This window comes from Mesorhizobium sp. WSM4821 (genome assembly GCF_055901555.1).
Genome location: NZ_CM148371.1, coordinates 4768901 through 4789211 on the forward strand (window position 1 = coordinate 4768901; position 20311 = coordinate 4789211).

At 63.0% G+C, this 20311-nt stretch carries 31 protein-coding genes and 2 tRNA genes; 25 read left to right on the top strand and 8 right to left on the bottom strand.

Annotated elements, in window-relative coordinates; genetic code table 11:
- Positions 1–9 precede the first annotated feature (9 nt).
- Together AC0NID_RS23210 and AC0NID_RS23215 are read right to left on the bottom strand one after the other, a co-directional pair.
- Entirely contained in the window at positions 10–216 is a 207-nt protein-coding gene (locus AC0NID_RS23210) for a hypothetical protein (protein ID WP_474033330.1), read from the bottom strand.
- On the bottom strand, positions 213–488 hold the full coding sequence (locus AC0NID_RS23215) for a helix-turn-helix domain-containing protein (protein WP_473453294.1): 276 nt from the start codon (positions 486–488) through the stop codon (positions 213–215). The genes AC0NID_RS23210 and AC0NID_RS23215 overlap by 4 nt, the downstream gene beginning before the upstream one ends.
- A gap of 85 nt (positions 489–573) precedes the next feature.
- Here AC0NID_RS23215 and AC0NID_RS23220 point away from each other — a divergent pair, with 85 nt between their 5' ends.
- Positions 574–960 carry a hypothetical protein gene (locus tag AC0NID_RS23220; protein WP_473453293.1) on the top strand — a complete coding sequence of 129 codons (387 nt, stop codon included), beginning with the start codon at positions 574–576 and terminating at the stop codon, positions 958–960.
- A gap of 419 nt (positions 961–1379) precedes the next feature.
- Entirely contained in the window at positions 1380–1649 is a 270-nt protein-coding gene (locus tag AC0NID_RS23225) for a hypothetical protein (RefSeq protein WP_473453292.1), read from the top strand.
- Between the two features lie 125 nt (positions 1650–1774).
- Here AC0NID_RS23225 and AC0NID_RS23230 read toward each other — a convergent pair whose 3' ends face one another.
- Positions 1775–2110, bottom strand: coding sequence for a hypothetical protein (locus tag AC0NID_RS23230; protein ID WP_473453291.1), 336 nt, complete (start codon positions 2108–2110; stop codon positions 1775–1777).
- 295 nt (positions 2111–2405) lie between these two features.
- Here AC0NID_RS23230 and AC0NID_RS23235 point away from each other — a divergent pair, with 295 nt between their 5' ends.
- From AC0NID_RS23235 to AC0NID_RS23340, 22 genes are all read left to right on the top strand, one after another.
- Positions 2406–2663: a hypothetical protein gene (locus AC0NID_RS23235; RefSeq protein ID WP_473453290.1), complete on the top strand. Its 258-nt coding sequence runs from the start codon at positions 2406–2408 to the stop codon at positions 2661–2663.
- Positions 2656–3168, top strand: a complete 513-nt coding sequence (locus AC0NID_RS23240; RefSeq protein ID WP_473453289.1) for a hypothetical protein — start codon at positions 2656–2658, stop codon at positions 3166–3168. Before AC0NID_RS23235 ends, AC0NID_RS23240 begins: the two co-directional genes overlap by 8 nt.
- The gene (locus tag AC0NID_RS23245) at positions 3165–3890 is read left to right on the top strand and encodes a hypothetical protein (RefSeq protein WP_473453288.1); all 726 of its coding nucleotides are present in this window, start codon (positions 3165–3167) and stop codon (positions 3888–3890) included. The genes AC0NID_RS23240 and AC0NID_RS23245 overlap by 4 nt, the downstream gene beginning before the upstream one ends.
- Entirely contained in the window at positions 3887–4090 is a 204-nt protein-coding gene (locus AC0NID_RS23250; protein ID WP_473453287.1) for a hypothetical protein, read from the top strand. The genes AC0NID_RS23245 and AC0NID_RS23250 overlap by 4 nt, the downstream gene beginning before the upstream one ends.
- Complete coding sequence (locus AC0NID_RS23255; RefSeq protein WP_473453286.1) at positions 4090–4344, top strand: hypothetical protein; 255 nt, start codon at positions 4090–4092, stop codon at positions 4342–4344. Before AC0NID_RS23250 ends, AC0NID_RS23255 begins: the two co-directional genes overlap by 1 nt.
- Positions 4344–4601, top strand: a complete 258-nt coding sequence (locus AC0NID_RS23260) for a hypothetical protein (protein ID WP_473453285.1) — start codon at positions 4344–4346, stop codon at positions 4599–4601. Before AC0NID_RS23255 ends, AC0NID_RS23260 begins: the two co-directional genes overlap by 1 nt.
- Positions 4601–5110 carry a single-stranded DNA-binding protein gene (gene ssb, locus AC0NID_RS23265; protein ID WP_473453284.1) on the top strand — a complete coding sequence of 170 codons (510 nt, stop codon included), beginning with the start codon at positions 4601–4603 and terminating at the stop codon, positions 5108–5110. The genes AC0NID_RS23260 and ssb overlap by 1 nt, the downstream gene beginning before the upstream one ends.
- An 11-nt stretch (positions 5111–5121) precedes the next feature.
- A complete protein-coding gene (locus tag AC0NID_RS23270) occupies positions 5122–5361 on the top strand; it encodes a hypothetical protein (RefSeq protein WP_473453283.1) in 240 nt (79 codons plus the stop codon).
- A gap of 14 nt (positions 5362–5375) precedes the next feature.
- The gene (locus AC0NID_RS23275; protein ID WP_473453282.1) at positions 5376–5717 is read left to right on the top strand and encodes a hypothetical protein; all 342 of its coding nucleotides are present in this window, start codon (positions 5376–5378) and stop codon (positions 5715–5717) included.
- 32 nt (positions 5718–5749) lie between these two features.
- Positions 5750–6715, top strand: coding sequence for a DUF2303 family protein (locus AC0NID_RS23280; RefSeq protein ID WP_473453280.1), 966 nt, complete (start codon positions 5750–5752; stop codon positions 6713–6715).
- Complete coding sequence (gene dnaN / locus AC0NID_RS23285; protein ID WP_473453279.1) at positions 6712–7860, top strand: DNA polymerase III subunit beta; 1149 nt, start codon at positions 6712–6714, stop codon at positions 7858–7860. Before AC0NID_RS23280 ends, dnaN begins: the two co-directional genes overlap by 4 nt.
- Before the next feature lie 45 nt (positions 7861–7905).
- Positions 7906–9621 (top strand): hypothetical protein, encoded by a 1716-nt coding sequence (locus tag AC0NID_RS23290; protein ID WP_473453277.1) that lies wholly within the window; start codon positions 7906–7908, stop codon positions 9619–9621.
- Complete coding sequence (locus AC0NID_RS23295) at positions 9618–9836, top strand: hypothetical protein (protein ID WP_473453276.1); 219 nt, start codon at positions 9618–9620, stop codon at positions 9834–9836. The genes AC0NID_RS23290 and AC0NID_RS23295 overlap by 4 nt, the downstream gene beginning before the upstream one ends.
- 187 nt (positions 9837–10023) lie before the next feature.
- The gene (locus AC0NID_RS23300) at positions 10024–10488 is read left to right on the top strand and encodes a hypothetical protein (RefSeq protein WP_473453274.1); all 465 of its coding nucleotides are present in this window, start codon (positions 10024–10026) and stop codon (positions 10486–10488) included.
- Positions 10485–11171, top strand: coding sequence for a hypothetical protein (locus AC0NID_RS23305; protein WP_473453272.1), 687 nt, complete (start codon positions 10485–10487; stop codon positions 11169–11171). Before AC0NID_RS23300 ends, AC0NID_RS23305 begins: the two co-directional genes overlap by 4 nt.
- Complete coding sequence (locus tag AC0NID_RS23310; RefSeq protein WP_473453270.1) at positions 11164–12105, top strand: phage Gp37/Gp68 family protein; 942 nt, start codon at positions 11164–11166, stop codon at positions 12103–12105. Before AC0NID_RS23305 ends, AC0NID_RS23310 begins: the two co-directional genes overlap by 8 nt.
- On the top strand, positions 12102–12389 hold the full coding sequence (locus tag AC0NID_RS23315; protein ID WP_473453268.1) for a hypothetical protein: 288 nt from the start codon (positions 12102–12104) through the stop codon (positions 12387–12389). The genes AC0NID_RS23310 and AC0NID_RS23315 overlap by 4 nt, the downstream gene beginning before the upstream one ends.
- Positions 12386–12775 (top strand): dihydrofolate reductase, encoded by a 390-nt coding sequence (locus tag AC0NID_RS23320; RefSeq protein ID WP_473453266.1) that lies wholly within the window; start codon positions 12386–12388, stop codon positions 12773–12775. Before AC0NID_RS23315 ends, AC0NID_RS23320 begins: the two co-directional genes overlap by 4 nt.
- Complete coding sequence (locus tag AC0NID_RS23325) at positions 12772–13233, top strand: ASCH domain-containing protein (RefSeq protein ID WP_473453264.1); 462 nt, start codon at positions 12772–12774, stop codon at positions 13231–13233. Before AC0NID_RS23320 ends, AC0NID_RS23325 begins: the two co-directional genes overlap by 4 nt.
- Complete coding sequence (locus AC0NID_RS23330; protein WP_473453262.1) at positions 13230–13643, top strand: DUF4326 domain-containing protein; 414 nt, start codon at positions 13230–13232, stop codon at positions 13641–13643. The genes AC0NID_RS23325 and AC0NID_RS23330 overlap by 4 nt, the downstream gene beginning before the upstream one ends.
- A complete protein-coding gene (locus AC0NID_RS23335; RefSeq protein WP_352974493.1) occupies positions 13640–13891 on the top strand; it encodes a hypothetical protein in 252 nt (83 codons plus the stop codon). Before AC0NID_RS23330 ends, AC0NID_RS23335 begins: the two co-directional genes overlap by 4 nt.
- Complete coding sequence (locus AC0NID_RS23340; RefSeq protein ID WP_473453260.1) at positions 13884–15098, top strand: hypothetical protein; 1215 nt, start codon at positions 13884–13886, stop codon at positions 15096–15098. Before AC0NID_RS23335 ends, AC0NID_RS23340 begins: the two co-directional genes overlap by 8 nt.
- A 72-nt stretch (positions 15099–15170) precedes the next feature.
- Here the strand turns inward: AC0NID_RS23340 and AC0NID_RS23345 are convergent.
- Both AC0NID_RS23345 and AC0NID_RS23350 read right to left on the bottom strand, forming a co-directional pair.
- Positions 15171–15244, bottom strand: a tRNA-Gly gene (locus AC0NID_RS23345).
- 88 nt (positions 15245–15332) lie between these two features.
- Positions 15333–15417: transfer RNA gene (locus tag AC0NID_RS23350), tRNA-Tyr, on the bottom strand.
- Between the two features lie 200 nt (positions 15418–15617).
- Here AC0NID_RS23350 and AC0NID_RS23355 point away from each other — a divergent pair.
- Positions 15618–16463, top strand: a complete 846-nt coding sequence (locus AC0NID_RS23355) for a TrmH family RNA methyltransferase (protein WP_473453258.1) — start codon at positions 15618–15620, stop codon at positions 16461–16463.
- Positions 16464–16504: 41 nt separating this feature from the next.
- On the opposite strand, the gene AC0NID_RS23360 is transcribed toward AC0NID_RS23355, so the two are convergent.
- The 3 genes from AC0NID_RS23360 to gcl all read right to left on the bottom strand — a co-directional run bounded on the left by AC0NID_RS23360 (position 16505) and on the right by gcl (position 20145).
- Positions 16505–17392 carry a 2-hydroxy-3-oxopropionate reductase gene (locus tag AC0NID_RS23360; RefSeq protein ID WP_474033331.1) on the bottom strand — a complete coding sequence of 296 codons (888 nt, stop codon included), beginning with the start codon at positions 17390–17392 and terminating at the stop codon, positions 16505–16507.
- Between the two features lie 150 nt (positions 17393–17542).
- On the bottom strand, positions 17543–18340 hold the full coding sequence (gene otnI, locus AC0NID_RS23365; protein ID WP_473453254.1) for a 2-oxo-tetronate isomerase: 798 nt from the start codon (positions 18338–18340) through the stop codon (positions 17543–17545).
- A gap of 23 nt (positions 18341–18363) precedes the next feature.
- A complete protein-coding gene (gene gcl / locus AC0NID_RS23370) occupies positions 18364–20145 on the bottom strand; it encodes a glyoxylate carboligase (RefSeq protein ID WP_473453252.1) in 1782 nt (593 codons plus the stop codon).
- Between the last annotated feature and the right edge of the window lie 166 nt (positions 20146–20311).

Genomic DNA, 20311 nt, shown 5'->3' on the forward strand with positions numbered 1-20311 from the left:
GGGGGGGGGCTATTTCGCACAGCCGTCATCCCTCCTCGGAGCCCAGCGCAGCACCCGCTTCGCCTCGTCGCGCAACAGGCGCGCCAGCAGCTCGGCAGGGGTTTCGCGGGAAAAGGCCGACAGCAGTTTCAGCATGCGCAGCGTGGCCGCAGGCAGCCGGCGCGCCGGTTCAGGCGGCGGCGGCAGCAGGGTCAGCGAGGGCGAGACGCGGATCATTCCGCCGCCTCGCGGCTCGCCACGGCGCAGGATTTGGGGTGGCCGGTCCCGGCTTGGGGAACAGGACCGGCCGCGACGCCTGCGGGGGAAGAGGCGTCGGATTTGGCGGCGCCGAGCGATGCCTCGAGTTGCCGCAGCAGGATCAGGGCCGGCCCCTTGGTCGGAGGCCTCGTCTCCCAGGTGGAGACAGTCGAGCGGTCGACGCCGCAATGGTCCGCGAGCTGCTGCTGCGTCCACCCAAGCGCGCCCCGCAGGGCATTTATGTCGATCACCTGATCCATCATGACCGATAGTGTGAGAAAGTCACATCGATCTGTCAAGTAGAAACTCACATCAAAAATGTGAAAAAGTCACGCCATGACGGATGTAACCCGAATAGACGAGCAGGCCGCGCGCCTGCGCCAGGCCCGCGAGATGCGCGGTTTCGACAATGCGAAGGCCGCCGCGACGCGTTTCGGCTTCAACTACAACACATACATCCAGCACGAAAGCGGACGGACCGGGATCACGCGCGCGGCCAAGGACTACGCCCGCGCCTTCCGGGTCAGGGAAGCCTGGCTGATTACCGGCGAGGGAACGCCGCGAGACATGGATGGCAGCGACGAGTTGCGCGAGGTTTTCGCGCGCGTGGCGGCGGCGGCGCCGGAGGTCCAGGCCGCTGTTCTGAGCTATGCCAGATTCGTGCTCGGTGAGCCGAGCGGCACCGAGAAATCCCGCGACACTGAAATCACGCCGGCATCGTGATCGATCAGCACGCGCCACCGCCCGCCGTGGATTTCGCGCATGGCCACGGCGATCGACCGCGTATCCCGGTCGATGCTTTTGCTGATCATCGCCGCCCTTGATTGCGGCGATGTCGCCATCGCCCGCAACTTCGCCATCGCCTGATCGCCCGCGGCTTCGCGCGATTCGTACTGGATCACTTTCTCTCTCTCCCAAACCGGAACGGCAGTGGAATTAGGAACAATTTCCTTTAGGCTGTCAAATCAGTTTCACGCCGTCCGGTGTTCCATTCCGGTACGAGGACAAACCTTGCCATTCGATCACCAGAATATTTCAACCTGTAACAATCGTCTGTGGATAGCGGGGAAAAGTAGTACCAGTTTTATGCCAAATCTGGAACCATTTCGGACACTTTACCTTTCGGCCATAAGTCGGGGGCCATGTCCCGACCGCCCCGTCCCAGCTTCCATGTTCGCCTGCCGCCCGAACTCAAGGCGCGCCTCGAAGCGGTTCGCGGCGCCAAGAGCCTGAACCGCGAGGTGGTCGACAGGCTGGAGCGGTCGTTCGGAGAGGACTTGGCCGCGCAGTTCGGCGAGGTCATCGCGGCCTACCTTGCGCCACTCGACGACAAGGATCGAGCCCGGGCCGTCAGGCTGGCGGGCGAACTGGCGGCGATCCTGGTGACGCGACCGCGCAAACAGGCTCCATAAGACCCGCCTAATTCTCACTTCCCATGTGCATAGTGTGAGTTTATCACATTTTCGCTTGACACCATGATGTGAGTAATTCACACTTCGCCCCATTCGCAATAAGTCGATGGAGCGTTTCGGTGCTTTCACTCCGCAACAAGCAGGCCGGGGGCGTTGCTGCCCTTCTTCCCGTAAAGCATCTCGCCGACCAAGCAGATATCGGCGTCGCTGCGCCCGTCGATCGCGGCCAGCGACTTGCCGAAATTGACGGCAATCCGCGCCTTCAGATCGTCGTCGAGTGTGTAGCCGAGCGCCATCGTGTACATCGTCATCCGCGCGGTGTTGACCTTGAGCGTGCTACAGTCCTGGCCAAGCGCCATGGCCTCCCCAAACTTTCGCGCGACAATGTCGATCTGATCGTCTGTGCGCCCCTGCCCGGCCCAAGCCGCCACCAGCGCCGCCGCGATTGTCAATCGACGCATAAAACCCTCCCTGCCCGATCGACCAATCTTGGCACGTTCGAGCAAGAGCGCAAGCGCAACAGCGATCCCTACGACGGCTTCCCGCCGACCGATCTGGCCTTCGCCATGTGCTTCTTCTTCGCATGGGTCTTCGTCCTGCTCGGCTGGGGCCTGCCGTCATGAGCCGGCGCCAGCAATCGCATTGGCTCAATGAGCTCGATGACTTCATGACGCGCCGACGCATCCTCTTGGTTGCCGCACTGTACGCCGCGCTCGTTCACGCTGGCATCTATGGCTTGATCACGAGGCTGCTGCCATGAACGTCGGCGAGTATCCCGAGGGCATGACGGCCGAAAGGCGCGATCTGATCGAGACGCTCGAATGCGTCGGCTACGACACCATGCCGGGCGTTCAACGCGACTGGGCCGACTGGCGCGACCGCCTGTCCGACGAAGAGCTTCGGACGATCATCACCAGCATCGAAAGCCGGTTCGAAGACCAGGCTGCGCTTGCCCGGCAGGCAGAACTTCTTTCCGCAATGGCGCGGACCCAGGAGGCCAATTGTTATGCTTAACCACTTCCGCTCGCCGCAGACGCGGCCGGTCCTTCCGGAAATGCCCGGCGGCGACATGCATCCGCGCTGCCTGGAAATGGCCGAGACGATGCGCGACCTGTTCGCGGTCGGCGGCGGCGTGCGCGGCAAGGATCTGATCGCCGCAGGCTTCACCTGGGCGGAGATCGCCGAATTCAGGGATGCCGCCGCGATGCTGGCCAACAGCGCCAGCGAACGGCAGGTCGCCACGCGGCCCGACATGATGGCCGACATCATCGAAAAGGCGCGCGCGCCGCTGCCCAACCGGCCGCCGCTGCCGCGCGATGCAAAGGAGACGCAGGCGCTGCTTGTCGCCTGGGGCGCCTACTGCGCGGCGCGGGCATCGCTGGTGCTCGACCCATGGCCGGGACAGCGCGAGCGCTGCCTAGGGCTCCTGTCGCTCTATCTCAACCGCCTGCCGCTGTTTCCGGCCAACCGCGAGACGGTGGTGCGCGCGGTCGAGCAGACACTGCAGGTGACACAATGAACCAGGAGGTGCGGCACATCTCCACTGCCAGCAAGGCCAGGCGCGCCGGCGACGCCCTGCGCGGCTCTTCGTCGGTCGTTCCGGCGTTCCGGCCGGACGGCTCGGCCTTCGACCTGGTCAACCCCAAGGCGGCCGACATCGACTTCGCCGACATGGCCAACGCGCTGTCGAAGATCGCGCGCTTCAACGGCATCTATCGCTGTCAGGCCTATGCGGTGGCGCAGCATTCCGTCATGGGCGCCGACGCCATCTTCCGCGAGACCGGCGACAGCGTGCTGGCCGGCTACTTCCTCATTCATGACGGCCACGAATATCCGTTCGGCGACGTCACCCGCCCAGCCGTCGACATCATCCAGTATTGGGTCGCCAGGCTTGCCGCTTCGGCCGGCCTCGACCGGCCCGACTTCATCGACAAGCTCGTCCATCGCGCCATCGGCGAGGTCAAGCGCTGCCTCGACCTGGCGATCTATGAGGCCGCGCAGCTGCCCGACATCATCCGCATGCCGATCTATGTCCGCCAGGTGAAGGACATGGACGAACGGATGCTGGTCGCCGAGGCGCTGGCGCTGTTCGGCCCGAACGCCGATCCGCGCTGCATCCCGAAAGGACTGAAGCCGCCAAGGCTGACCAGCCCGATCGAGCCATGGGGCGCGATGAAGGCCGAGATCGCCTTCCTCGACCGGCTGGAGCGCTATCTCGGCATCGTCGCGAGGGCGGCATGACCAGCGGCCGTTCAGACCTGATCGATCTGACGCTCGCGCTGCACGCGACAACCGAGCGCGCGGTGCGCGTCTCCGAAACCGGAGACGACGACAAGGCCGTCTGGGTGCCGCTCTCCGAATGCGAGATGGTCAAGAAGCCCGGCGGCCTCGTCGTCCTCACCATGCCGGAATGGCTGGCGCTGTCGAAGGGTTTCATCTGATGAGCGAGGGAACCACGATCCGCCAATGCCGTGACACGGCCGAGCGGCTACGCGGCGGCGAGCCTCTGCGGCTGCTGATCGGCGAAAAACTCTACAGCGCCAGCGAGATCGTGCTCGCCCCCGCCTTCGCCGCCGGCCTGCGCGCCTGGCTGATCGCCGACATCGAAGCGCAGATCGCCGGGCTGACGCCGAACGACCCGAACGCGCCTGCGGGCCATGCGCTGGTCACCCTACCCGAAGAAAGGACTGCGTGATGGCCGATCCAGGCGATTTCATCGGCGTCTACGACAAGAGCCTCGTTTACGTCATCATGGCCGATCGTGAGGCTTTCGACAGGATCGGCGTGCCGGTCCACGACCATGGCGAAAAGGAGAACGGCCACGTCCTGAGCAAAAGTGTTGGAAACTTCGGCCGCGACGAAGTGACCGTCGTTTTCCAGCATTGGCTCAAATCCTCCGGAGACCGCAAGCCAAGCGGCGAACCGGGGCGGACAAGCGAAGGACAAAACTAATGGCCGGCAGTCTCAACAAGGTGCTTCTCATCGGCCACCTCGGCGCCGATCCGGAAATCCGCCGGCTGAACAGCGGCGACAGCGTGGTCAATTTCCGCGTCGCCACGTCCGAGAGCTGGCGCGACAAGAACACCGGCGAGCGCAAGGAAAAGACCGAGTGGCACACGATCGTCGTCTTCAACGAGAACCTCTGCAAGGTGGCCGAGCAATATCTGAAGAAGGGCATGAAGGTCTATGTCGAGGGCCAGCTCTCGACCCGCAAATGGGAAGACCAGTCGGGCGCCGCGCGCTACTCGACGGAAGTCGTGCTGCAAAAATTCCGCGGCGAAATCCAGATGCTCGACAAGCTGGGCCAAAACGGGGCCGACCATCCGGCACGCGACCCCGGCGATTACGGCACCCAACGCAGCGGCTCCAGCCGCCAGGAGCGCGGCTCCGGCGATCAGCAATCCATCTCGCGCGACGGCCAATCCGGTTCGCGCGAACTCGACGACGAAATTCCGTTCTAGGAGAGGACGTTATGGTCGCCAAGGCAAAGGCGCTGCCCAGCGCAGCCTATCAGAGAAACAAGATCCTGCAGCTTCAGGCGCAGGTCGCGCAGTTGCAGGGCCGCCTCACGCAGGCCAACCGTGAACTGGAAGCGGCGCTCACCAGGAATGTCAGGGCGCATGACACCATCAAGGTGTTGAGCGGGCTGCTGACCGAGGCCGATGCCGAAGTCGGCACCCGTCGGCAACTCGACGACGAAATCCCCTTTTAGCCTCCGAGGAGACCATGAAAAAAATACGCGATGCGCAGATCATCATCGGCATGCTGGAGGGCGGCGAACTTGCGCAAGCCCTGTCCGGCGACATCACCGAAACGCTGAGCAAGCTCAAGGATTTGAGCGACGCCCAAGGCCGCAAGGCCAAGGTCAAGGGCAAGGTCGTGCTGACCCTCGATTTCGAAGTCGAGGCCGGCTCAGTCACCGTCCAGGCCGGCATCGACACCAAGGTGCCGAAGGCGCCGCGCGGCTCCTCCTTCTACTGGATCACGGATGACGGCTCGCTGTCGACCGAACATCCGCAACAGACCGACATGTTCGCCGGCCCGCGCGCGGCCGCCGATCGCCAGTGACCGTCCCCCAAACCCCGAGAGGAACCTCTGCAATGAACGCCAAGACCACGCCTGCCGCCGAGGCGGCGGAACTGATCGCACCGGCCGCCGGCATCGACATCAAGGCCCTTGCCCAGCTCGGCGCCGACGCCAGCGCCATCCAACTGGCGACACTGACAGCGCCCGAGGGCATGGTCGGCGTGCCGGCTTCGATCCCCGTGGCCCTGATCAACGGCCGGCAGCCCGAGGCTCGCGCCGTGGCCGCCCTGTTCGAGGCGTTCCGCCAGGCGCCAGCGCGCAAGTCCGGGCAGGCCGAGGCTCAGACCTTCGCGTCGTTCTGCGAACTGACCAACCGGCACAAGACGGTCGACAGCGTCATCTTCGCCGATGCCGACTGGCGCAACCCATCCTTCACCGCCGTCATCGACTATCACCAGAACGCGGCCGGCGGCGTTGCCGCCTTCGGCAAGCATCGCATCCACTATGCCTTCCCGCTTTCCGAGGAGTGGAAGAAGTGGATCGAGATGAATGGCGAGGCCATGAAGCAGGCCGAGTTCGCCTACTTCCTCGAGGACCGCGTCGCCGAGCTTTCGGCGCCGACCGAGGCGGAGAGGGTCACCTACGAACAACAGTTCCTTGTCAAGATCGCCACCCCGGCGCAGGTGGTCGAGCTGTCGCGCGGGCTCAAGATCAACATCGACACCAAAGTCAAGACGGCGACGACGCTGCAGAGTGGCGAAGGCCAGATCGCCTGGGAAGAGGTGCACAACGACACCAACGGCCAGCCGCTGAAGGTGCCAGGCCTGTTCATGCTCAACATCGCCCCATTCTTCATGGGCGAGAAGGTGCGCATCCCCGTGCGCCTCCGCTACAGGCCCTCGGGCGCCATGATCATGTGGTCGTATCAGATATACCGGCCCGACCAGGCGATCAACGAGCACGTCCGCTCGACTCTGGCCGATGCCCGCGACAAGACGGAACTGCCGGCCTTTGAAGGCAAGCCGGAGATGTCGGCGTGAGCAAGACCAACACCATCATGCTTTCGCGGGAGGCATTGCTTCCCGCGCTGGCGCTGGTCGGCAAGGCTGTCGAGCGCCGCAGCACGATTCCTGTGCTGCAGAACGTGCTGCTGGCGGTCGACGCCAAGGCGGGCCTGCTCACCATCACCGGCACCGACCTCGACCGCGAGCTGCGCACGACAGTGCCGTGCCAGGCCGGCAAGGATGAAAGCTTCACCCTGCCGTCGACCCTGCTGCACGACGCGGTGCGCAAGATGCCGGAGGGCGCCGAGATCGCGCTTTCAGCCGAAAGCGACTTCGCCACGCTGTCGTCCGGCCGCACCCGCTTTCGCATCCAGGTGCTGCCGGCGAGCGATTTCCCGACCATGGACGGCGGCACGGCAAGCCACAGCTTCGAGATGGACGTCGCGGCGATCAAGCGGATGTTCGACACCGTGTCGTTCGCCATCTCGGCTGAGGAGACGCGCTATTATCTCAACGGCGTCTACTGGCATCATGACACCCAGGTTCAGGATCAGGGGGGCGAGACGTTCAACGCCGTCGCCACCGATGGCCACCGGCTGGCGAAGTTCAGCACCGCCTTGCCCGAGGGTGCGGCCGGCATGCCCGGCATCATCGTGCCGCGCCAGACGGTCGACCTGATCGGCAAGATCTTGGGCGAAAAGGGCAAGGCGGCGATCGGCCTGTCCGACGCCAAGCTGCGCGTCGAATACGATGGCACGGTGCTGGTCTCGAAGCTGATCGACGGCAGTTTTCCAGACTATGTCAGGGTCATCCCGGCCGCCAACGCCAACCATTTCACCATCGACAAGGAAGCGCTCGCCAGGGCGGTCGACCGCGTCACCACGGTGTCCACCGCGCGCGGCAGCGCGGTGAAGTTTTCCTTCGAGGCCGGCGGCAATCTGACGCTGACCACCAACAATCCCGACGCCGGCAGCGCCAATGACGAGGTGACGATCGAAAACAGCGAGGGCGACGGCGTCGAGATCGGCTTCAACGGCAAATACTGCCTCGACCTGCTCAATGCAGCGGAGGGCAAGCGGCTGGTCTTCAGCCTGGGCGATGCCGGCTCGCCGACGCTGATCCAGCCGGACGACGGCGACGCGCTGAAGCCGCTCTTCGTCCTGATGCCGATGAGGGTTTGATGCATGCCTATCCGCTTTTCACCCACAACATCAAGGGGTAGCTAAATGACCGAAGACCAAATCGAGCATATGGTGCAGCGTTTCTTGCAGTGGCGTCTGCCGGAAGATTTTCGGCCTGACGCCGGAATCAGCTTCAAGGCTGAGTTCAACGAGCACACCGCCTATCCGATGAGGCACAAGCCGGTCGGGACCAATCTACTCACGGCTGCACAGGCAACGGCGATGGTGCGGCACATGGCTGTCGACTTGCGTCAGCGGCTCCATACGATCCCGGCCCGCCAGCCTTCCGACGGGGCGACAGAGGCGCTACGAGCGGCACTGGAAGACGCAAGGGAAAACGAGAAAAACGAACACGATTCCGTGCTGTTGCCACGCTTGATGAAGGCAGTGCGTGCCTATCTCGATGATAACTGCACCCCCTCATCCCCACTCGCCGCCACTTCCAAGCAGGCGGCCAAGCCGAAGTTTGGACCGCTGCCGGATGCAGGTTCCGTCCTGGTCGATATCGGCGTCGAGCGCCGGCGGCAAATTTCCGGCGAGCACTACGATATCGCGCATGACGACGCCCACGATCTCGGAGAGCTTGCATTGGCCGCCGCAGCCTTCTCGGCCGAGGCGACGGCTGCGGCCTACGATTTGGCAGTAGCGAAGCAGGCCGCAGTCAACCTGTGGCCATGGTCGCCATGCGAGGTCGTTGTGACACCCACCAACGAAACAACCACTCGGCGTCAAGTCGCATGGCTGATCGAGCATAAAGGCTATGCGGGATCCGCGCAGCCGCATTGGTATGCCGAGAATGACGACGCCATAGCCGTATACGCCGTGCTAGCAACGGATGCTGGCGTGGCGAGGTTATGGCACTTTTGGACGCCAACCGCATCGGAAGCAAAGCGCTTCGCCTCCAAGGCTGAGGCGGAGGCATTCCCTCCCTACCAGATGATCGCCAGCGATCCGGCCATCAGCCTCACGGAACATGTCTTCCTGTCCCGCGACGAGCTCACCACATCACAGCCCGTTCCTGCTGTGAAGGGGGAGAAGGCGTGGTGGATAGAGGAGCGCGAGGACGATGCGCTACTCGTCGCGCCTCATTGGAACTTCGGTAAGACATGCGTGGCGCGCAAACCGAAGCTGCTGACAAATGACGAATGGCGGCCGATCGCAGAACAGATTATCGCCGGTCAGGCCGCCCTTTCCAAGTCCCTCGCCCCTACCCGGGCAGTGCCGGATGTGGTGGAGGCGTCGCGCATCGATGATTTGCTCGCATCAACATACGAGAAGGACGGCGATGGATATTACGACACGCCGTTGACGATCCTGCTGCGAGACATCCGCAGTGCCCTCGCCCCTGCCGCCTTGGCAGTGCCGGATATGGTGATGGTGCGGCAGATCGAGGAAATGCTGGACGAGGGGCAAGGCGACGACGAAGGGTCGCAAATACTGCCTGACTTTGAACCCGGCATGTCGGTTTTGGCCAAAGTCGAAAAGTGCCTGTTCCTCCTCGAAAAGAGACGCGATGTAATCGCCGCCTATGAAGGCGATCGGCTATTCGACGCCGCAGCCTACATGGCGGATGGGGAGATCAAAATGACTGCCGCTGAAGATGTCCTTGCGTGGCTGCTAATCGAAAAGATTGGCGTCCCAGACGACATGAACTACACACCAAAACAGGCGCAGGACATCCTGGAACGCACCATCGACCAACTCCACGAGCACGAGGACGCCGCCCTCACCACGCGAGTCTCTTCGGAAGGTGAGGGATGAGCATCGAATGGGTGCGCAGCTATTACGGTGTCCCAGCGAAGCGTGGCGGGCGCGTCGAGTATACGCCGTGCGAGGGCAGCAAAGACAAGGCCCGGTTTGGCACCATAACCGGCACGTCCGGCCCTCATCTAAAAATTCGCCTCGATGGCGATGCGAACTCCCTTCCATATCACCCAACCTGGCAACTGCGCTACCTCGATGAGGCAAAATCATGACCAGCCCCCACAAGACACCCGCTACAGCCGCGCAGGCGGAGGCGATGGTGTTGAATATTGTTGACGGGCTTCCCCGCACGATGGGGACGTTCAAGCCCTGCGAGAAACACCCGGAACGCTATTGCAACTGCGAAGGCTTTTATCCGGCTTGCCGTGAGTGGCCTGGGCCGTCTGGGAGTGCAGGAGCATGGTGACCCCTCGTGACCAATTGGCAACCCTGATCGGAAAATTCCCGCTCGGCCCAGACAATAGAGGCGACACAAACGAAATCCTGCACGATGCCTTCGCTGGCGATCATGACGCTCGAACCGAAGCCCTCTATCAACTTGTAGATGAGATTTTGGCGGAACTCTCACTGCGCGCCAGTGAGGCCGCCCCTACCGCACCAATGAAACTGCACATCGACAAGGAATGGCTCAAGCGCAAGATCGCGGAAGATGGCGAGGAGGGCGAGATCGGCGCTGGCTTTGAAATCTTCACGCCTCGTAAGCCGAGTGGCGGCTACGTGGCAGGGTACGCCGATGCCCGGGCTGATGCGCTTTACGAGCTTGGGCTTGCCATCCGCGACATCAAGGATAGCGATGACGCCATACCGCGCCTTGACCAACTTCAAGCCGACATCCGCGAGAAAACACTGCCGGGGGCAGCATGACCCCCAAGGAGTTCCGAGCCGAACTGATAAAGATCATGCCCGGCTATTCATGGACGGTACACAAATCGTCTAGCGATGCCTTCTTGACGGCGACCGGGACGCAGAGCAGTGGCTTCAATCGCCTGTCCACGTTGCTGGTCGTGCGCCGCGACAATTACGCAGGCAGCGGCGTCCCCTGGTACGAGGTCAAGAGCGCCGGTTTTGGCCTGCGCTCACCATTCCTTGGCACAAATGCCGACCGAACGTTGGCGCGCGCCCTTCGCGGGTTGCAGCAGCACTACGAGCAGAAGGCCGCGACCTATGCAGGCCACGCTAGATATCTGCAATCAGCCCGGGACGGCGAAGGAGGACATCCCATGACCCGCCCCACACCAGTAGCAGATTCGCTTGTGCGCGATACGGGGGAGAGCGAGGCGGTGAAGCCGGTTGCTTGGCGCGAGTTCGATCACACGACGATTGACTACGTGCTGCGATATGGAGGCAGGTGCCGAGAGTGCGCAGATCACCTTGGGATTTGTCCTAGCGGTCTACCTTGTGACGTTGACGATGCGAAAACGGCAATCCGTCATGTGTTGAAGGCGCTCAACTATGGCATAACCAATGGTTTCGTGGCTTCCCCTATGCCGCCCGCCCCTGCCGCCTCGGCAGTGCCGGATATGGCACTGGAGGCAATCAATGGCTGACCATTCATCGATCGAGTGGACCGACGCCACCTGGAATCCGATCACGGGCTGTTCCATCGTCTCGCCAGGCTGCACCAACTGCTACGCTATGCGGCTCGCCGGCACCCGGCTGAAGCACATCGACAGCCGCAAGGGCCTGACCCGCGACACCAAGGTCGGCCCGGTCTGGACCGGCGAGGTGAGGCTCAATCGGCAATGGCTTCACCAGCCGTTCGCATGGAAGAAGCCGCGCCGCATCTTCGTCTGCGCCCATGGCGATCTGTTCGCCGAGAACGTGCCTGACGAATGGATCCTCGACGTGTTCACGGTCATGGCCGCCGCCGATCACCACACCTTTCAGGTGCTGACCAAGCGCCCAGATCGCGCCTGCGACTTCCTATCGAAGCGCTACCTGCTCGATGACATCTACGCCAACTGGTACACTTTCACCGGCAAGCCGGCCGAGGTCTACTCTTGGCCCCTGCACAACGTCTGGATCGGCGCATCGGCGGAAGATCAGACGCGATATGACAGCCGCCGCCGCTGGCTGGACGAAACGCCTGCGGCGAAGCGCTTCTGGAGCCTTGAGCCGCTGCTCGGCCCAATCAAGATGGATGTTGAGTTCGTCAAGCCGGACTGGATCATCGTCGGGGGCGAGAGCGGCCACAACGCCCGGCCGATGCATCCGGACTGGGCGCGCTCGATCCGTGACCAGTGCCAAGCCGCAGGTGTGCCGTTCTTCTTCAAACAATGGGGCGAATGGCGCGAGACCGATTGGCAGCTTTGCGCCCATCCGATGCCGGCCGGAACGATCGCGCCAGCGAAACCCTACTGGGTTGGCGCTGGCTACGGCCTCGATCGTCCCAGTATGAGTTTGGAAAAGGTGGGCAAGAAGGCCGCCGGCCGACTGCTCGACGGGGTCGAGCACTCAGAATTTCCAAAGGTGGTGGCATGACGACGCATAAAGGCGTTTGCGGCGTGGTGACGGCACCGGACGGGCATGTCGTCGCCACACATTCGGATTTCGAGCGTCATGGCTATGGCGGCTTCAGCCTTAAGGAGGCGCAGACCATTCGTGTCAGGGAAGGTCTCAAGCGAGCCTTCCTGCGCACATTTCTGTTCCAGGGTCTCACCAGCAAGACGAGCGGCTATTTCTGCGATCAATTCTGGGACAATGCCGCGGAGCACGGCTATCGCATGGAGACCTTCCCAATCGGCTACGGCGAGGCGCAGACATGACCGTGAACCTCATTGCCGCGGTCGGCCGCAACTGGAAGGTCGGACGCGGCGGCGCCTTGCCATGGCACGATGGACAGGATCTCGCGTGGTTTCGCAAAACCACCATGGGCGGCGTCGTCATCGTCGGCGCGCGCACCTTCCGCGCGATGCCGCCGCTCGCGGGCCGCGAGGTCTACAGCTTCGATGGAACGATCTCGCCGGAAGACATGATCAAGTCGGTGAGATGGTACGCCCGGCCGATCTGGATCGCCGGCGGCGCCTACACATGGCGCGCCTTCGCGAACTTGGTCGACGGGCTGAAGCTCATCAACATCCTCGACTATGACGGCCCGGCCGATGTGCTGTTTCCAGCCGACGCCTATGGCCTGCCGGGAGCACCGCAATGAAAGCCCTGACCATATGGCAGCCCTGGGCGACGCTGATCATCGCCGGCGTCAAGCCCTACGAGTTTCGCGGCTGGCCGGCGCCGGTGTCGATCCGTGGCCAGCGGATCGCCATTCATGCCGGCGCCCGGCCGGTCAGGAAGGCGGAGATATCAGACCTGATCATCCGCCTCCGCTCGGCCGAGGCCTGGTCGACGGCGCTGAAGCCGGAAGCGCTGGCCATGCTCGAGCGCTGGCATTCCAACCCGCTCGCTCTGCCCCTCGCCTCGATCCTCGGCACGGCCGTGCTCGGCCAGCCGAGGCGCGCTTTCGAGATCGTCGCCGAATTCGGCGCCAGGCTGAACGACAGCGACCGCCACCAGCATAGCAACTGGGCGTGGCCGCTGACCGCGATCGAGCCGCTGGAGCCGATCCAGCCCGCCAAGGGCGCACAGGGCTTTTGGGACTGGAGGCCGGCGTGACCGCCAAACCTGTCCGCCTCCGACTGTCACGCGCCAAGGGCTTCGACCTGCAGGTGCACTCCCGGTCGTTCAACGGCCTTGACGCCGTCAACGTCGCGCGGCCTTCGATCTTCGGCAATCCATTCAAGGTCAGCGCAAGGCATGATCGCGCCTATGTCGTCCAGCTGTTCAGCCAGATGGCCTGCTGCTGGGACTGCCTGATCCCGGATCCATCGCCTCAAGAACAGGCTACGGCGCGCCTCGCCATCTTCCGCAACATCGGCACCCTGACAGGCAAGAACCTCGCATGCTGGTGCGCTCTAGACGGCAAGCCCTGCCACGCTGACGTCCTTCTCAACATCGCCAACGATCCAGCTCAGGTCACCAGCCGGAAGCGCTTTGCCGTCCGGTGCGATGAGGCAAAGCCATGAAGCTCGACGAGCGATTCGTACCGCGTTTCATGACCGACCAGGAGCTGCGCGCCTGGTTCGGCCTGTCCGAGCGTGCGCTCGACCGGCTGCGCGCCACGCGCCATTTTCCGCCCCGCGACCAGCTTGTGAACAAGACCGACCGCCGTTCAGTCGAAGTTTTCTTTGACCGCCGCGCCGGTTTGGACTCTCCTTCCCGTGCCGGCGGCATTCCCGCCGCCGTGGACGGAGAGGAAAATTTTAATGACTGAACAGCGAAAGGACCGGCCGGGCTACAAATACCGGCCGAGGGCGGACGGAAGCCGCGCCCATTATTGGGTGCCGCAGCGGGCTTGCAGGAAGGCGCCGAAGGCGCTCGACCCGCGGCCGATCACCGATGACGCCATAGCCCAGGCGATGCTCGAACATCCTGATATCACAAGCGCCGAACTGGCCGTCGCGAAACTCTGCCGCACCTGGACGGATGAATTGCTCGCCGACCTGGAAGGCCATGGCAAAAACCCCGAATATGACGGGTCCGTGGCATCGGCAGTGATGGTCTACAAGACGCACAAGCAATCGCCCTATCAGGCGTTGAAGCACCCGACGCGCATCCGCGACTATGATCCGTCGCTGAAGCTCATCATCGACACCGTCGGCAAGCGCCTTGTGCGCAACCTGGTCGGCTCGGATTTTCGCCGCTGGTTCGAGCAGTGGGGCTCCAAGGGCCGCGCCCGCCGTGCGCATGGCGCTATCCGCAAGCTGCGATCGGTCCTGTCCTTCGGCACGACGGAACGCCTCGACGGCTGCGCCCAGGCGCGCGAGATCCTGTCCCTGATGGAATTTGCCACGCCGGACCCGCGCCGCGTCAAGATGGAATACAGGCACGCGCTCGCCATCTGCGCCAGGGCGATCAGGCTGCAGCGGCCGTCGATCGCGCTGACGCAGGCGCTGCAATGGGATACGGCGCTGCGCCGCATCCACATCATCGGCGAGTGGCTTCCTCTCGAGGCGGGCGACGCCGGCGGCATCGTGCGCGGCAACACCAAATGGCGCGGCCTGACGGTGGCCGACATCTCCGCCAACCATGTGCTGACGGTGCCCATCACGTCCAAGGGCAAAGCCGCGACCGAGCACGATCTCAGCAAATGCCCCTTGGTCCAGATGGTGCTGAAACGCATCAAGCTGCCGGCCTTCGGCCCGCTGATCGTCTCGGAAGCCACCGGCTTGCCCTACCGGGAAAACTATTATGCCACCGACTGGCGTGAGGTCGCGACCGCGGCGAGGGTGCCGGCAAGCGTCTGGTCGATGGACACCCGCGCCGGCGCGATCTCCGAGGCTGAGATAGCGACCGACCTCGAATCTGCGCGCAAAATGGCCGGCCACACCACGACCAAGACAACGCAGGGCTACGTCCGCAACGGCGACCTCGACAACAACCGCAGGGTTGCAGAGGCGCGGGCCAAGCTAAGGCAGTGACACGCCAGTGACACGCTGTGACACGGCGCATTTTCCGGAAAGTGATTTCATCAATGATTTCAAGGGGATGTTTGGAGCGGGTAGCGGGAATCGAACCCGCATATTCAGCTTGGAAGGCTGCTGCTCTACCACTGAGCTATACCCGCGCCTTTTCAGTTAAGCATCGGATTCGTCCGAAAACCACTGCACTTTTCGATCCGATGCCTTTGCGTTTCAAGGCTTCCGGGCTGGCAGTGGTGGAGAGGGTTGGATTCGAACCAACGTAGGCTAAGCCAACGGATTTACAGTCCGTCCCCTTTAACCACTCGGGCACCTCTCCAGCCTGCCGTCGAAGCCTTGCAACGAGGCATTCTCGCCGATCAGGGTCGAAACCTCCGGTTTTGTCCGAAATCAGCGAAGCGCCTTATGGCGGCAAGGTCATTGGGTGTCAACCGCGCAGCCAGGCTTTTTCGCTGTTGTTCGATATCCGCCGCGACGTGCCATATCCTTAGCCGAAGTAGGCGGTTATAGAAGCCAGCCATGAGCAATAAGTCAGGCACCCCCAAAGATACCCACTACGCCAAGTTGCGCCGCGCCCATCGCGATGAGAAGGCCGGTGGCGCACCGGCGTTCCGGCCGCGCCAGCCAGTGCCGCCCGGAGAGAACCCGGCGGAGGGGCTGGTGCGGCTTTACGGCCTGCACACGGTGCGGTCCGCACTCGACAATCCGCGCCGGCGGATCAAGAAGATGCTGGTGACGCGCAACGCCGCCGAGCGGCTGGCAATCGCCGATCTCGCCGCCCTGCCCTTCAACACAGAGATGGTGGAGCCAAAGGACATCGACAAGGTCATCGGCTCCGATGCCGTGCATCAGGGCGTGCTGATCGAGGCCGAGCCGCTGAAGCCCAAGCGTCTCGATGCGCTCGGCGACACAAGGCTGGTGCTGGTGCTCGACCAGGTCACCGACCCGCACAATGTCGGCGCGATCCTGCGCTCGGCGGTCGCCTTCGGCGCAGGCGCGCTGATCACCACGGCGCGCCACAGTCCGCAGGAATCCGGCGTGCTGGCGAAATCGGCCTCCGGCGCGCTGGAGCATATCGACCAGATCGAGGTGAAGAACCTCGCCGACGCGCTCGGCCAGTTGCACGATGCCGGTTTCCAGACCATCGGCCTCGATTCGGACGGACCGGCGGAACTTGAGAAGAGCTTTGCCGGGGAAAAGATCGCGCTGGTGCTTGGGGCCGAGGGAAAAGGCCTGCGCCAGAAGACGCGCGAGACGGTGTCGACGCTCGCCCGGCTCGACATGCCCGGCGCCATCCGCTCGCTCAACGTGTCGAACGCCGCGGCGGTGAGTCTTTATGCGGCGAGGAAGTTTCTTCGTGAGTAGTGAAAAATAGCGACTATTCACTACTGACTACTGACCATTCACTATTCACCCACTTCATGCCCCGCCATCCGCTCCAACGCCCTGACCAGCGCCGAATGATCCTCCCTGGCGCCGCCATTGGCCGCGCAGGAATTGAACAATTGCTGCGTCGTCGAGGTGTTGGGTAGTGCCACGCCGAGCGCTCTCGCCCCCTCCAGCGCCAGATTAAGATCCTTCTGGTGCAGTTCGATGCGGAAGCCCGGCGCGAAGCTGCGCCTGATCATCCGCTCGCCGTGCACTTCGAGGATGCGCGAGGCGGCCAGCCCGCCCATCAGCGCCTCCCGGACCTTGGCTGGATCAGCGCCGGCTTTCGATGCAAAAACAAGGGCTTCGGCGACGGCCTCAATGGTCAGCGCGACGACGATCTGGTTGGCGACCTTGGTGGTCTGGCCGACACCGTTGGCCCCGACGAACGTAATGTTCTTGCCCATTTTTTCGAACACCGGCCTGGCGCGCTCGAAGGCTTTTTCTTCGCCGCCGACCATGATGGTCAGCGACGCCGCCTTGGCGCCGACCTCGCCGCCCGACACCGGCGCGTCGAGATAATCGCAGCCGAGATCGTTGATCTTCTTGGCGAAAACCTTGGTCTCGATCGGCGAGATTGAGCTCATATCGACGACCAGCTTGCCTTTGGTCAGGCCTGACTCGACACCGTTGTCGCCGAACAGCACATCAGCCACCTGCGGGGTGTCGGGAACCATGGTGATGACGATGTCGGCAGCTTTCGCCACCGCATCGTGGCCGGTCACGGTTTTTAAGCCCTTGGCGACGAGGTCGGCCGGCGGTTTTGAGCGGTGGCCGCTGGCGACGACATGGTAGCCCGCGTCGAGCAGATGCCCCGCCATCGGCGCGCCCATGATGCCGAGGCCGATAAAGCCGATGGTTTCCATTGCTTTGCTCCAAATTCTGAAGCGCCCCCTCATCCGGCCCTTCGGGCTTCTCTCCCCGGCGGGGAGAAGAGGTAGGCGCCAGCGTTGACGATCTCTTCTCCCCTCGGGGAGAAGGTGGTCGCGCAGCGGACGGATGAGGGGGCCTTGGCGCTAAGCCGCCGCGCTCCCCTGCCCGGCAAATTCGCGAAACCATCCCAATCCGGCTTCTGTCCCCGCCTTCGGCTTGTACTCCGCGCCGATCCAGCCCGAATAACCAATGCTGTCGATGTGCTTGTACAGAAAGGGGAAATTGATCTCGCCCGTCCCCGGCTCGTGACGGCCGGGATTGTCCGCAAGCTGGATATGCGCGATGCGGCCGAGGTTTGCCTCGATGGTGCGGGCGAGATCCCCCTCCATGATCTGCATGTGATAGATGTCGTATTGCAGGAACAGGTTCTTCGAGCCGACGCGGTCGATGAGCGCCAAAGCCTGGTTCGAATAGTTCAGGAAGAAGCCGGGAATATCGCGCGTGTTGATCGGCTCGATCAACAGCCTGATGCCGGCCTGTTCGAGCTTTTCGGCGGCGAAGGCCAGGTTCTCGGCGAAGACATCTTCCAGTACTGAACGCTCGACGCCCTGCGGCGCGATGCCGGCGAGGCAGTTGACCTGTTCGCAACCCAGCGCATGCGCATAGGTGATCGCCTTGGCAACGCCTTGCCGGAACTCCGGAACGCGATCCGGCAGCATGGCAATGCCGCGCTCGCCGTTTCCCCAGTCGCCGGCCGGCAGGTTGAACAGCACCTGCGTCAGGCCGTACATCCCGAGTCTGGCCGCAACCACCTCCGGCGCATGGTCGTAGGGGCCGATATATTCGACGCCCTTGAAACCGGCGCGGGCGGCGGCATCAAAGCGATCGAGGAAATCATGCTCGCCAAAGAGCATCGAAAGATTGGCTGAAAAACGCGGCATTCTTTTTCTCCTTCTTGTCCGCCTTAGTCGAGCATGACGATTGCCGTCGGCGCATCTTCATGGCTTTCGGCAAGTTCCTCGAATTCGGTGATCTTGTCGATTTCGGTGCCCATCGAAATGTTGGTGACGCGCTCGAGGATGAATTCGAGCACGACCGGAACCTGGTGCTCTTTCATCAGGCGCTGGGCCTGCCTGAAGGCGTCGGCGAATTCCTCCGGCTTGCGCACCCGGACCGCCTTGCAGCCCATGGCCTCGGCGACGGCGACATGATCGACGCCATAGCCAGCCTCGGGGTCGTCCTTCCGGTTGACGTTCTCGAAGGCGAGGCTGACCTCGAAATCCATCGAAAAGCCGCGCTGCGCCTGACGGATTAGGCCGAGATAGGCATTGTTCACGACGACATGGATATAGGGCAATTTGTGCTGCGCGCCGGCCGCCAGCTCCTCGATCATGAACTGGAAATCATAGTCGCCGGACAGCGCCACGATGCTGCGGTGCGGATCGGCGGCGCGAACGCCAAGTGCCGCCGGCAACGTCCAGCCGAGCGGGCCGGCTTGGCCGCAGTTGATCCAGTTGCGCGGCTTGTAGACATGCAGGAATTGCGCGCCGGCGATCTGCGAAAGCCCGATCGTGGTGACATAGGTGGTGTCGCGGCCGAATGCCTTGTTCATCTCCTCGTAGACGCGCTGCGGCTTCAGCGGCACCTGGTCGAAATGCGTCTTGCGCTTCATCGTCTTCTTGCGGCCCTGGCATTGCCTGGCCCAGCCGGACCAGTCGCGCAATTTTCCCGCCGTCTTCCATTCGGTGGCGACGTCGAGCAGCATTTTCAGCGCCGCGCCGGCATCCGAGACGATGCCGAGATCCGGGGCGAAGACACGGCCGATCTGAGTGGGCTCGATATCGACATGGATGAACTTTTTTCCCCTGGTGTAGACGTCGACGGAGCCGGTGTGGCGATTGGCCCAGCGGTTGCCGATGCCGAAAACGAAGTCGGCTTCGAGCATCGTCGCATTGCCGTAGCGATGCGACGTCTGCAGCCCGCACATGCCGGCCATCAGCCGGTGGTCGTCGGGAATCGAGCCCCAGCCCATCAGCGTGGGGATGACAGGCACGCCGGTGACTTCGGCGAACTCGATCAGCAGATCCGAGGCGTCGGCGTTGATGATGCCGCCGCCAGCGACGATGACAGGCTTTTCGGCCGCGTTGAGCATCGCCAGCGCCTTCTCCGCCTGGCCGCGCGACATTGCCGGCTTGAACGGCACCAGCGGCTCGTAGGCATCGATATCGAACTCGATCTCGGCCATTTGCACGTCGACCGGCAGGTCGACGAGAACCGGACCCGGCCGCGACGAGCGCATCAGGTGGAACGCCTTCTGCAGCGCCATCGGCACCAGATAGGGCTCCATGACGCTGACCGCCCATTTGGCGACGGGTGCTGCGATGGCGGCGATGTCGACGGCCTGGAAATCCTCCTTGTTGAGGCGCGCCCGCGGCGCCTGGCCGGTGATGCAGAGGATCGGAATAGAATCGGCCGCGGCCGAATAGAGGCCGGTGATCATATCTGTGCCGGCCGGACCCGAAGTGCCGATGCACAGGCCGATATTGCCTGATTTGGCGCGGGTATAGCCTTCTGCCATGTGCGACGCCGCCTCGACATGACGCGCCAGGATGTGGCGGATGGTGCCTCTCGCCTTCAGCGCCGAATAGAACGGGTTGATCGCCGCGCCCGGCACGCCGAAGGCTGAGGTAATGCCTTCCTTTTCGAGAACGAGAACCGCTGCGTCGACTGCGCGCATCCTGGCCATTTCAGCCTCCACGGAATTTGTTGGTGGCCGAGAATGCCAGCGTGCCGATGATTTTTCAATTTTTTCAGAATATTTTTTCATTTCTAGAAAACGGCAATTAGCTTCTGTTTTCATTTGACTTTTCGTTTTTCAGATTTTGGTTCGCACAGGCCAGTGGAAAACTTTT